The 12516-nt window shown below is 70.7% G+C and carries 8 protein-coding genes; 2 read left to right on the forward strand and 6 right to left on the reverse strand.

Annotated elements, in window-relative coordinates; all coding sequences use genetic code 11:
* Positions 1-41 precede the first annotated feature (41 nt).
* Positions 42-638 carry a class I SAM-dependent methyltransferase gene (locus tag BMZ25_RS06650; protein WP_092690583.1) on the forward strand — a complete coding sequence of 199 codons (597 nt, stop codon included), beginning with the start codon at positions 42-44 and terminating at the stop codon, positions 636-638.
* Here the strand turns inward: BMZ25_RS06650 and BMZ25_RS06655 are convergent.
* From BMZ25_RS06655 to BMZ25_RS06665, 3 genes are all read right to left on the reverse strand, one after another.
* Positions 635-5566, reverse strand: a complete 4932-nt coding sequence (locus tag BMZ25_RS06655) for a hypothetical protein (protein WP_092690587.1) — start codon at positions 5564-5566, stop codon at positions 635-637. The genes BMZ25_RS06650 and BMZ25_RS06655 overlap by 4 nt on opposite strands.
* Before the next feature lie 2 nt (positions 5567-5568).
* Positions 5569-6408: a M15 family metallopeptidase gene (locus tag BMZ25_RS06660; RefSeq protein ID WP_218142516.1), complete on the reverse strand. Its 840-nt coding sequence runs from the start codon at positions 6406-6408 to the stop codon at positions 5569-5571.
* Positions 6409-6550: 142 nt separating this feature from the next.
* Complete coding sequence (locus BMZ25_RS06665; RefSeq protein ID WP_092690590.1) at positions 6551-7378, reverse strand: phosphogluconate dehydrogenase C-terminal domain-containing protein; 828 nt, start codon at positions 7376-7378, stop codon at positions 6551-6553.
* Between the two features lie 119 nt (positions 7379-7497).
* Here BMZ25_RS06665 and BMZ25_RS06670 point away from each other — a divergent pair, with 119 nt between their 5' ends.
* Positions 7498-8859 (forward strand): four-carbon acid sugar kinase family protein, encoded by a 1362-nt coding sequence (locus BMZ25_RS06670; RefSeq protein WP_092690595.1) that lies wholly within the window; start codon positions 7498-7500, stop codon positions 8857-8859.
* Between the two features lie 9 nt (positions 8860-8868).
* Here BMZ25_RS06670 and nanR read toward each other — a convergent pair whose 3' ends face one another.
* Genes nanR through BMZ25_RS06685 form a run of 3 tightly spaced genes read right to left on the reverse strand, consistent with a single transcriptional unit; the run spans position 8869 to position 12407 of the window.
* Positions 8869-9597 (reverse strand): transcriptional regulator NanR, encoded by a 729-nt coding sequence (gene nanR / locus BMZ25_RS06675; RefSeq protein WP_092690604.1) that lies wholly within the window; start codon positions 9595-9597, stop codon positions 8869-8871.
* Between the two features lie 57 nt (positions 9598-9654).
* On the reverse strand, positions 9655-11391 hold the full coding sequence (locus BMZ25_RS06680; RefSeq protein WP_092690607.1) for a D-apionate lactonase family protein: 1737 nt from the start codon (positions 11389-11391) through the stop codon (positions 9655-9657).
* Positions 11388-12407, reverse strand: coding sequence for a Gfo/Idh/MocA family protein (locus BMZ25_RS06685; RefSeq protein WP_092690613.1), 1020 nt, complete (start codon positions 12405-12407; stop codon positions 11388-11390). The genes BMZ25_RS06680 and BMZ25_RS06685 overlap by 4 nt, the downstream gene beginning before the upstream one ends.
* Positions 12408-12516: the final 109 nt, after the last annotated feature.

Raw genomic sequence — 12516 nt, forward strand, 5'->3', positions numbered from 1 at the left:
CCGCGGTTCCGGGCGCCGGCAGGCTGTGGTGTGTTCGAGTCATGGAAAAGAACATTCCCGACAACCGCAGCGACATCGCCGACCGGCCGACGCCGTGGTTCGAATTCACCTCGGACCGACAGCGCCGCAGGGCCGCTGAATGCCTGTCGCACCTTGACGAACACTATCCCAACGCGGTGGCGGTGGGCAGTTTCGACTGCGCCTTCATGGCGTGGCTCATCGCCCGCTGCGACCAGCTGACCAGCCTGGACACCTCGGACACGCCGCTCGAGACACTGCTTCAGCGCCCCATGCCGCCGGGGCTGCGGCTCGCCAAGGCCAGCATGCCGTTCGAGTGGCCCGAGGGCCGGCTGGACCTGATCGTGCTGAACGAGGGCATCGCCGAGGCGAAAGAGGAACACATCCGACTCCTCGCCGCGCATGTCGCCCGTGACCTCAACCCCGGCGGTAGCATCCTGATCTCGACCTCGGACACCGCGGGGTCCGAGCGGCGGGAGGACGCCCTCTCCGCCAGCCGCGTGATCCGGACGCTGCTGTCGAAGCGCGACCTCGAACTCACCGAGAACCGCTCGACCGAGGGGCACCGTGTCGATCTGCTGCGCTGCCCCGCCGCGCGCCGCGCGCCGCAGCGCGCCTAGAGGTCCATGTCCAGCGTCGGCGCCGGGGCGCTCGCCTCGGCCTCGCTCGCGCGGCGCTCGGCATCGGGCTTGTCGATCAGCCAGACCGTCAGGTCGACCGAGCCCGGCTCGAGCACGTCGGCCCGAACGCGGGCTAGGACAACCGGCCCGCAATAGACCCGCGCCATCTCGAGCGCATAATCCGGAAACTCCGAGAACGGCGCGGGCCAGCCGTAATAGCCCCATTCGGGCGCCCGGTAGGCGCCCTCGCCGCTGCGCGCGATGATCTCGTCCCGCGTCAGCTCGGGCTCCATCCGCAGCGCGCCGTTGCCGCGGAACGTCTTGTGCCCGCCGCAGACTTGCCGGCTGTCGATCTCCTGCGGCGGGATGCCCCAGTACATCTCGTTCCCCTGTTCCTGAAAGTCCGGCCCGTACTTGTCGGTCAGCAGCTTGCGGACCGCTTCGACGCTGGCCGCGCCGGGCGGCAGACGGCGATACCGCATCAGCGCGACGGCGGCGGAGTCCTCGCTGCCGGGATCGTGGATCGACAGGATCACCTCGCTCGCGTCCGGCGTGGCGAAACCGGTCGCGTGATCGTAGAGCCCCCGCGTCGCGACGGGTGGCGAAGTGTGGCGGATCGGGTCGGTCATGCGTTCTGCCGCGACGGCCTCGACATCCGCCAGCGACGCGCCCAGGCGCAGGCCGAGGATGTCGTGCTCCGGCGCCTCGTCGGGCGGCAGCAGGCTGGTCCAGACCTCGGCCTCGTAGGTGGCCGCCGGCGCGGGACGGCGCGTCCGCTTGTCGGTCTCCCACGTCGCGATCCGCGTGACCTCGGCCGCGATCACGACCACGCCGCGCAGGCCGGGCTGGTCCCCCTCGGCCGCCCGGACCGGCACGAGGCGCACGTCCAGAGCGGCGATCTCGTAGTCGATGGCGACCGGCCCGCCCGGTGCGCCGCGTGCGACCAGCGGAACGTCCGCCTGCACCAGCGCGTCCACGTATCCGGCCTCGCCGTGGTTCAGCCCGGTGACACCGGTGGACAGGTCGCTCGACGTGCCGCGCAGTTCGACATGCTCGCAGCGCGACGCGCCGCTGGCCCCGTCCGCGTGGCCGGGCCGACCGACGACGGCGTGCACCACAGGGCCGCCGGGACGGGTGACGTTGGACACCGGGCTGACCGACTCGCCGATCTCGACCGAGGGTAGCAGTTGCGGCAGCTGCGCCACGACGGCGCGCTCGGCGACATAACCACTGGGCAACCGGTAGACCTCGCGGCAGCCCGTGGCAGGGTGCCGGTTCGTCACACCCAGCGGCAGGAGCATCCGGTCGGGCAGAGCCTGGGCGCGTGCCAGGCTCCACTCGGTGAAGGGGGACAGCAGTTCCTCGATCAGTGCGGGTGACAGGCGCACATCGACGTCCGTGAAGAACACGCCCCAAGCGGGGGTCCGTCCCGCGGCGCTGTCGGCGCGCTCACGGGCGATCCGCTCGACCAGCATGCGGCGGAAAGCGGGCGGTCCGTAAAGGTCCGGCTGCAGCGACAGCGCCAGCAGGTCCAGCCCCTCGCCATCGAGACGCAGCACCTCGGGCGGCGCGATCGTGCCGCCGGAGGCCGCCATTCGCGGCGCCGCCTCCATCTCGAGCCGCAGCGCGACCTTGTAACCCGCCTGCGTCTCGCGCAGCACCAGCACCTCGTCGGGCCGGGTGATCCCGAGCGTGGAGTGGCCGCCGTCCTGCTCATCCGCCACGCGGACATGGCCGAACATCAGCGCATGACGGCCGCCATCGGTGGCGGCGATGGTCTCGTACTGCTCGGGCGTGACCGAGAGGTGATCGAAGGCCTCGGACCGCACGAGGTGGAGTCCGGGCACGTCGTCCACCCGCTCGCCCATGCGGCTCGGCAACGGAAAGATCGAGACGTCACCCACGGCGACCCGCTGCGCCTCGGCGTCGTACTCGCCCAGTTGCAGCGAAAACCCGATCCAGAAGTCGTCGGACGCGGCGGCGATCACGCGCTCTGCCTCGGCGCGGGCGCGTTGCTCCCGCGCGCTCTGCGGCAACTGGCCGAAGCGCCGGACGAAATCGCTACTGGACGCGATACCCTGCGCAAGAACGTCCGGGCCGCCACGCGCCGCCGCCCAGGCGCCGAGGATGGTCTCTTCGGTGGTGGCATACACGACGTCGGGCACCCTCTCGCCCTCCTCCTCCGGCTGCTCGAACGCGTAGGTCAGCAACGGCTCCTGACCGGCGAGGTCTGCATGGACGGCCAGCCGCTCCAGTCGCCAGTCGAGCGCGACGCGCTGTAGGTCCTCCATGGTGATCGGGCCCGAGGATTGCGGGATCGCCCGCGCCCCGGCCAGCTGCATGTCCAGCATCACCGGCACGGTGCGCCCCGGCAGCGTGTCCCGGTCCAGACGCAGCAGAAGTGCCTCGGCGGCATCGACGGGAACGCGCACCGCTTCGGCGACTTCCGACAGCAGCCCGTCGAGATGCCGGCGCGTCCTGGGCGTGGGGAGGAACACGAGCGGATCGGGCCGGATCGTCAGGCCGAACAGCTCGGACTCGAGGTCGTAGGTGCCGAGCTCTCCGAACCCGCGCGAGCGCACCGGCAGCGGCATCTCGGGCGCACGGGCGAGGATGTAGTCCCGCAGTTTCGGCCCCGCCTCTTGCAGGGCACGCGCGCGGGCGATCTCGTTCAGGGTGCCGTCCGAGACGCCGAAGCCCGGCGGCACCATCCCGTCGCGGGACAGCGGGTCCACCACCTGATCCAGCAGCGTCAGAAGCGCACTCTCGGCAAAGCCGCGCTCCGGCGACGCCTTTAGGACCGCCGCCGCGCGGATCAGCAGGTCGGCCGTCCGGCTGGCCTCGTTCAGGTCCTGCCCAGTGGACGCGATGGTCCGCGGCTGGCCCGTCTGCTCGCGGTAGGCCGAGGACGTGTTCAACAGCCGTCCCTCCTCGAGCCCCGCGGCATAGGTCGCCGCGAAGGTCTCGAGCGTGTTGAGGCCGGTCTGGGCGACGGCGGGCTGATCCGACCGCTGCCAGGAGGCCAGCAGCACCTCCGGCGCGGGCGGCGCGTCGGCGCGCGTGCGGGGTTTCCGGAACAGGTGCACCTGCGTGACCTGCGCGGCGAACTCGGCCGAGGGACGGCTTCCCGACATCGGCGACTGCGCGTCGACCGGCAGCAGCACGCGCTGATCGGAGATCGTCATGGTGGCGCGCAGGAACACGTCCTCGTTCGGAAACGGGTCGTAGCCCGGCGTGCCGTTCGGCCCGGTGGGCGGCTCGATCGTGCGGATCGCCTCCGGCAGCGGCAGGGCCAGCGGCGCGCCCTCGCGCATCAGCGCCATGCCGAGATTATAGCCGAGTTGGACGTGCAGGGTGCGCAACGCGGCCGGCACCGAGGCTTCGAGACCGCGGTTCGGCATGTACCGCCCGCCGGACCCGAGGTCGAGCCGCACCGGCGTCCCCGGCTCGGTCCGCCGCAGGTTGGCCCCGATCTCGAGCGTGATGACCTGCGGCGCGGCCTGTGTGGCGGCATGGGCGGCGACGGCATCGAAGTGGGCAAAGCGCGCGGCCTGCTCAGCCTGTCGATACTGCTGGTATCGCTGGTAATCCCCGACAAGCGACTTGCGGTCGGGCTGGGGAATGGGCTGGAACACGGGATAGCCCGGCGGCAGCTCGTCGTTGCTGAGCGCGTTCTGCACCCGCTGGTCGCGGCCGAGGCCGGGGCGCTGGCCGATCAGCCACAGCCCGAGCGCCTTGGACACCGTTTCTTCCCCGGTCAGTCCCTGCGGCGCCGGCTGCGCGGACGCGGCCGGCCCGGCCTGAAGGCCCGGAAGCGGCGCCAACCGGCCCCCGGCCTGCATGACGGTCGCCCCGGCCGTGGACGACGACGGCAGCGGCGTGAACCTGCCGGCGGACGGCTGCGTGCCGGGCTGGGCGCCCCGCATGGGAAGGGGCGCCAGACCGCCGGAGCCCGGTTGTGCCGTCGCCGGCCCGGACGAGGTCGGCGGCGTCGCGGGTGCCGTCGCGGCGGCGACCATCAGAGAGGGGTCGAGCGGCGTGGCGCAGAACGCGCTCAGAGCGCCGATCGCGGCGGAGCTGCCTGACAGGCCGATGGACAGCGGCGCGGCGCCTGGGCGCGACAGGGTCAGGCGGCTGCCCGCGCCGATCCCGGCGACCAGCGGGCCGGCGGCGGGGACGGTACCCTCCATCGCGCCGCCGTTCTGGCGGTGCACCATCGCCACCGCCCCGCGCACCGCGCCGTCCACGAGCGCGGTCACCATCGCCGCGCCGCCGACCGGCGGGATCACCGAAGGCTGCGACACCACCAGCGTGAAGGTCCCCGGCGTCGGAGGGCGGAGCGATCCGGGTCCGGGCCACGCGGCGGGATCGGCACCCACCCGCGTACATTCCAGCGCGACCCGTCCACCGGGCACGCCGACCTCGGCCGCGCCGCGCCAACTGCTCGCGTCGGGCGCGAACTGCCACCGCCCCAGCGCCGGCACCCCCGACGGCGCGGCGACAGGCGCGGCCATGCCGCTGCCGCCGCTGACCCGCACCGCGTAGGGGCGCCCGCCCGCGCCGAGGATATCAACCGTCACAATGCCCTGCCCCGGCCCGGCCAGCGCCGCCGAGGCGGCGGCATCCAGACCGCCGCGCGCCAGGAAATCCGGCATCGCCGCGCGCATGTCGCGCTGCGAGAACACCGGATCGGACTGGTCGCCCGGTTGCATCACGCCGAAGCGATGGACGTTCGCCCGGTCCTGCGCGAGGATCTGCCCCGGCCGCGACAGCGGCGCCCCGCTCGAATTCCTTCGGTCCTCGGGGCCGATTACGGCGGTGTAGCGGCCCAGAAGCTCCTGCGCCCCTGCGCCGGAACCGGCGACCGCGGCGGCGAGGCAGAGGCCCGCGGCAGTCTGTGTCAGGATCCTGCGGGCCAGTCTGGACATGGCTACCTCGTGCCTTGGACGATGCGGGAATGAAGGATCAGCTCGGGGCGGTACTCGAAGTGCATCCCGTCGAAATGATGCCACTTGCCGCCCCAGATGAAGCCGTAGGTTTCGAACGCGGCGACGATCTCGGCCGGAATCCGGTTCTCGTAGGGGCCGACATTCCCCGCCTCGGCCCCGGTCCAGCGCCAGTAGCCGCCAAGCTCGGCGTTGATGTCCACCGCAATGCCGTAGCTGTGCGCGCTCAGCCGGTCGGTGCCGCTGATCCGCCGCCAGTTGAAACCGCCGCCGGGCTGGCGGAAATAGCGGCTCAGGTCCTGCTCGGAGGCGCGCAGGCGGTCGAGCACGGCGCCCAGCTGACAATCGACGCCCCGGTGCGACGTGACCATTACCGCGGCGTCGGCGAGGCCGCCGAACGGCACGCGGACAAGGCTCTGCCGCGCGGCCCCCTCGGACGCGAACCACAGCATCCCGAACAGCCGCTGGTTTCGGAACCGGCCAGGATCGAAATAGGGCTGCGTCCGTCCCGACAGGTCGTCGCCCAGCGGGTAGACCTGCATGAACTGGTCGGCGGGCGAGGGATTGGCCAGCGCCGCCTCGGGCGAGGCCGGGGGCGGACCGCGAAAGGTCACCCATGTCTCCCCGTCGGCCGAGACGGCAGTCCCGTCGGTCGAAACCTGCAGATCGGGATAGGCAAGGCGAAGCGCGTCCAGCGCAGGCGCATCCGACGCCTCTGGCACGGGCCGGGACATGAAATCGACGGGTGTGCAGGCCCAAGCGGGTGCGGACACGGCGGCAAGAAGAAGCGCGGGCGCGACACACGCCCGAACCGCGCTGAACATCAAATGTGCTTCCCAAAGGGCCCGACACCGGGCGGAACGCGAAATGCAGAGAGTCAGAAAATTACAGACTCACGCTAGCACGCTTCCCCCGCTCGCGGAAGATTGTACCGCCGCGGAAGGCCCTTTGAGGTTCGTCCGGCGCTCAGGTGATCCGCTGGATGCTCGCGGCGATCTCGTCATCCTCGAACACGCGCTTCCAGTCGTCGCGCATGAGGGCGGGCTTGCCGAACTCGATCGCCTTGTTGCAGGCGTCCGAGAACACGCCGTCGATCTCTTTGAAGATGACCGCGCCGAGAATGTTCATGTGACCCAGCAGGAAATCGCGGGCGCAATCCCTTGGCACGCCGCGGCTGACGACCTCGTCCATCGCCTCGCGCATCACGTCGAGAAGCGAGGCGCAGACCGTCTCGGACAGGCCGGGCTCGAGCAGGGCCATCTGCTCGACCGTGACGCGATAGGTGCGCGCGACCGGCGCATAGATCGCGCGGGAGACCGCCTCACCCAGCTCGTAATGCTCTTCCGGGCCCTGCATCAGCGCGTTGACCACGCCCTGCGGCGCTGCGATCCCGCCGAAGTAGTCCAGCCGCGCCTCCTGCGTGTCCACGTCGTTGTAGATCGGCGGGTGGCAGGGATGCGAGACGAAGTATGTAATGTCGTCGCGCTGGGGCAGATGGCCGGCAAATGGCGCGGCGGCGTCGAGGACGACGATCATCGTTCCCGGCGCGACGGCGGGCACCACCTTGGCGGCGACCTTGCCGATCACCGTGTCGGGCACGGCGAGAATGACCACCTCGGCCCCGTCGAGTGCTGCCTCGGGCTCGACGCAATCGACACCGACCTCGGCCTTCAGGCGCGACCGGCCCTCTTCGCTGACCTCGACATGGCGCGTCTCGAATTCGGTCTTCGCGAGGTTCCGCGACAGGCGCACGCCCATCTTCCCGCCTGCCCCGAACAGGGTAATCGTGGTCATCCTTCTGCCTCCTCCTGAGCATTCGACATCGGTCTTGCCGATCTGGTATGATGAGATAATAAGTATGTAAGACTGTCAACACGGAACCGGCGCCGCCGCGCCGTCCGAGGGAGGAAAAGATGACGACAGCCGCGCCCTGGGTGACGTGGTATGGCGACGACTTCACCGGCTCGGCCGCCGTGATGGAAGTGCTGGCCTTCGCGGGCGTCCCGTCGGTGCTGTTCACCTCGGTCCCGTCGCCCGCGCTATCGACCCGTTTCGCCGGTTGCCGCGGCGTCGGCATCGCCTCCACCGCCCGCAGCCAGGGGCCCGACACGATGCGAGAGCACATGCCGGAACCGCTGCGCTTTCTCGACCGGCTTGGTGCACCGATCCTGCATTACAAGATTTGCTCGACCTTCGACTCGTCGCCCCAGGTCGGCTCCATCGGCGCGGCGATCGAGATCGGGCTGGGCGTGCGTGCGGCGCGTGCCGTGCCGCTTCTGACCGCAGCCCCGCAGATGCGCCGGTATCAGGCGTTCGGCCACCTGTTTGCAGGGGACTTCGATGGCGTGCATCGGCTCGACCGGCATCCGGTGATGTCGCGGCATCCCGTGACGCCAATGACCGAGTCGGACCTTCTGCGGCATCTCTCGGCCCAGACCGCCCTGCCCTCGGCGCTGATCGATCTCGAAGCGCTGCGGTCCGACCCGCAGCAGCGATTGGAAACGGCGCTGGCGGATGGCGCACGCATCCTGTCGCTCGACAGCATGGACGCCGGCAGCGAGACGGCCGCGGGGCGGCTGATCTGGGAAAACCGCGACCGGCTGGGCCTGGTGGCCGGCAGCCAGGGGATCGAATACGCGCTGGTCCGGCACTGGGTGTCGACCGGCATGATCGGCGCGCCGTCGCCGGCCGGCAGCGCCGGTCCGGTCGACCGGATCGCGGCGATCTCGGGCTCGGTCTCGCCGATGACGGCCACGCAGCTCGACTGGGCCGGGGCGCACGGCTTCGCCCTGCTGCCCTTCGACGCGAGCGCGGTTTGCGGCCCCGACGGCGCACTCGCCCGCGAAGAGAACCGCGCCGTCGCGGCCGCCATCGCCGCGGCCGAAGGCGGACAAAGCCCGCTCATCCATTCCGCCGCCGGCCCCGACGATCCGGCGGTCGCCGTGTTCCGGGAGGCGCTCGCCGCCTCGGACCTTTCGTCGGAAGAGGCCAACCGGCGGATAGGCGAGGCGCTGGGGCGCATCCTCGACCGTGTCCTGCGCGAGACGGGCCTCCGCCGCGCGGTGATCTCGGGCGGGGACACGTCAGGGCACGCGTTCCGGCAGCTGGGGCTGGAGGCGCTGGTGGCGCTGGCCCCGACGATCCCCGGCGCGGCGCTGTGCACCGCCTACGGCGACGGGCCGCACGACGGGCTTCAGATCGCGCTCAAGGGCGGACAAATGGGGTCGGAGGATTTCTTCGGCTGGATCCGCGCGGGCGGCGGCGCGCGGGACTGACCCGCCGCGTCAGCCGTGCACCTCGTAGAGACCCAGCGAGCGGTCGAGGTGGCTGCGCATCGCCTCGACGGCCGCCTCGGGGTCGCGCCGCTCGATCCGGTCGACGATGCCCTCGTGTTCCGACAGCGTCACCTCCTCGTTGCCCTGCCAGTGCAGAAGCGAGACGTGATGCTCGAACAGCCAGCGCAGCATCGCCTCGGATACCGCGGTGATGATCGGGTTGTCGGTGATCCGCGCGATCCGGAGATGGAACTGCATGTCGGTCTGGATGAACAGCGCCGCGTCGCCCAGCATGTCCCGCTGCTGCCGGGCAAGGGCGCGCAGGTCGGCGATGTCGTCGTCGGTCGCGCTCTCGGCGGCGATGCGGATCATCCCCAGCTCGAACAGGCGCCGCGCCTGTTTCAGGTGCTCGAGGCTGGAAGGGACCGAGTTCAGCAGCAGCCGCGCCAGGTCGTCCCCCCGGTCCAGCACGTTGCCGGCGGTGATCTCGTTCACGCGACTGCGTTCGCCGTGGGTGATCGTGATGATGCCGTTGGTGTGCAACGATTGCAGTGCCTCGCGCACGGCGGGGCGGCCGACGCCGAACCGTTCCATCAGCGCGCGTTCCGACGGCATCGTGTCGCCCGGCCTCAACTCGCCTGAGGCGATCATGTGATTGAGCTTCTCCAGAACCTGATCCGAGAGTTTGCGGCGCACGATCTTGTCGGTCGAGGCGGGCGAGTCGGAAGGTGGCGTCACGTCGGTGTCCCGGTTGCTGGTGCTGTTTCGACCGATACTAGGTCAAGGTCGTGGGGCTCAAAAGAGGCTCCGCCAGCCGAACGGCGGCAGGCCCTCCTTGGTTTCGGGGGTCAGGTTCGCCTCGAAGACCGTGTCGCCCAGCGTCATGCGGGCGCGACCGTCCCGGATCGCGGCCTCGGTCACCGGACGGCCCGCGCAGGCCGCGAGTGCCCGGATCACCTCGGCCACCTGCAAGAGCGTGCCGTCGCGCGCGAACAGGCCGCGGGGCCCGAAGACCGCTGCGGGCGTCCAGACGGACGGTCCCGCCGGCGCGAGCGCGGTGGCGAGCCCCAGCGCGTAGGCCGCCCCGAACGCACCCCGGTGGCGCGGGTCGTTGTCGGTCATGCAGACACGGGACCCACCGGGGTTCGGGATCGTGCGGCTGCCATAGGGGTTCTGCCGCATGGCGATGGTGCAGGGCCCGATCCGGTATTCCGCCTCGCCGATCAGCGCGCGAGCCGAGCGGGTGATGTGCGGCACGGCCTCCAGCGTTTCCATCACCGAGACGTCGTCGGCGTCATGCACGATCGGGCACAGCGCGTGGGTGACGAAGTCCAGCATCCCCGACGGCGGCGGCTTGCGGTTCAGCTCGGTGAACAGGCTCGCCATGCCGCCGCCCATGACGGGGGCATCGAACGCGGCGCGGGCGGCGGCATGGATGGTCTCCAGCGGCGGACAGTCCGGCCAGTCCGAACCGGGCGGCGTCGACTGGCGGTCGACCGAGGGGCAGACCATGACGCTCGCCGGGGAGAAACCGGCATTGGCCGCCGCGCGGGCGTGGGCGGCCAGTTCCGCCTCGGGATCGCCGTCGAAGGCCCCGATCAGTTCCAGGTCATACGTCGACGCCGGGAATGCCGCCTGAAGGGTTGCGAACGCGGCGCACTGGCCGTCCACGTCTCCGAGCGTGGCGTCGAGATGGCAGAGCAGCCGCTGGGGCGCGACGGCGTCCAGCACGTCCGGGCCGGCCGCCAGCCGCCGCGCCTCGTCCGACGTGACGACCAGTGCGGTATCGGGAAAGCGCGGCCCCGATGGCAGGGCCGGTTCGGTCGGCGCGGGCACCGGCGCGGCGCGGCGCCAGCTCAGCTCGACCGATTGCCGCAGCGGCTCACCTGCGGCAATGACATAGGGCCAGGGCCGCGCGAGGGGGCGGTTGTAGGTCTTGAACGACGCATCGCCCCATTGCCGCTGATCCTCCATCTCGAACACGTCGCCGGCGAACCGGCAGGTGCAGGCCATGTCGCCAGCGTGATGGGTGATCGCGGCGATGTCCATGAAGGGCTGCCAAGGCGCGATGAGGTCGGGAAAGACCGAGTGCTGTTCGCTGCCGTCGGAATGGGTGACCGAGACCGGCGCGCCCGCCTGCCCCGTGATCGGATGCAGCACCGTGAACCCGGCGCGGTTGGTCTCGAACGCGCCCGCGGCGTTGCCCGTCGCCTCGAGGGTGATTCCGGTCTCGGAGGCCTGCACGGACAGCGCCACGGTCAGGCTCGCACCGCCGGTGCGGAATACCAGCACCGTCGTCAGGCAGAGAACGCCTTCGGTCCACGTCTCCTCGACGCCGCCCGGTTCGGGGGTTAGCGTGCCCCAGTCGCGGTCGCGGGCAAGGAACGCGACGCTGCGGATCAGTTCGGTGCCGCCCAGCCGGACATGCCGCAGGCCGGTGCCCGTCCACTCGAAGCTCAGCGCACCGACGCGCCGCACGGGTGGTTCCGCGGGCGGCTCTTCGGTGCCGTAGAGGTGCAGGAGATCAGTCAAATCTCGTCCAGCGCGACGCTGCGCCCCTCGCTTGCCGACAGGTAGGCGGCCTCGACCAGCGCGAAGGTCTTGAGGTTGTCCGCGCCCGACGTTTCAGGCTCGGTCCCCGCCGCGATGCAGTCGGCGAAGTGACGCTGGATCGTGCGGACGCTTTCCTGAATGTTGTGCCAGGGCCGCTCAGCCCAGGGCAGCAGCGGCGGGGCGACATCCTCGACCTGCGCATCGTCGCCCCGCTGGATCGTCAGGCGGTAGCCCGCGTCGAGTCGGAGCGTGCCCTCGGTCCCGTCGATTTCCAGCAGCGTCTCGGGGAATGTCTCGGGACTGCGCCTTGTCGCGTACGAGCAATCGACCACGCTGGTGACACCGGAATCGTGCGACAGGAGCATCGTCGCCACGTCCTCGCCCCGGATCCGCGGGTTCACCCGCCGGGTCGTTGCGGTCAGCCGCGTGACATCGCCGAACAGGGCGCGCGAGATGTCGAGGATGTGGATTCCGAGATCCTCGATGATGAACCGCTCGCCTTCGGCGAGGTAGGGTTGCCCTGAGAACACGTCGTAGCCCGAGCGGAAGCTGATCCGCCCGAAGAATGGCGTGCCGATGGCCCCGGCGCGGACAGCCTCGACCGCGCGGCGGATCGGGGATTGCCAGCGGAAGTTCTCGTGCACCATCATCACCTTGCCGCTCTCGGCGACGGCGGCCACCATCGCCCGCGCGTCCGCCATCGTCGGTGCGATGGGTTTCTGGCAGATCACGTGCACGCCGGACCGCGCCGCCAGTTCGACAAGCGGGCGGTGGCTGTCGACGGTGGTTGCGATGTCGACGAAATCCAGATCTTCACGCACCAGCATCTCGTCCGCGTCGGCATAGGTCCGCGAGATGCCGAAGGCGCGGGCGGTCTCGTCCAGCCGCGCCGGATCGCGGTCGCAGAGCGCGACGATCTCCGCGCCCGGCACCTCGGCCCAGGCGTGCAGCTGGTTGCGGGCGAAAAAGCCGCAGCCGATCAGGGCGCCCTTCATCACGCTACTCCGATCATGCGGCGGTGCGGCCGATGGGTCGCAATCTCGGTCAATCCGGTCTCCTCCCCGATGGCGGCCTTCTCCCAAGGCCCGCAGTGTTGCGGGAAAG

The organism is Tranquillimonas rosea, from assembly GCF_900111315.1.
In the GTDB taxonomy this organism is placed as follows: Bacteria; Pseudomonadota; Alphaproteobacteria; order Rhodobacterales; family Rhodobacteraceae; genus Tranquillimonas; species Tranquillimonas rosea.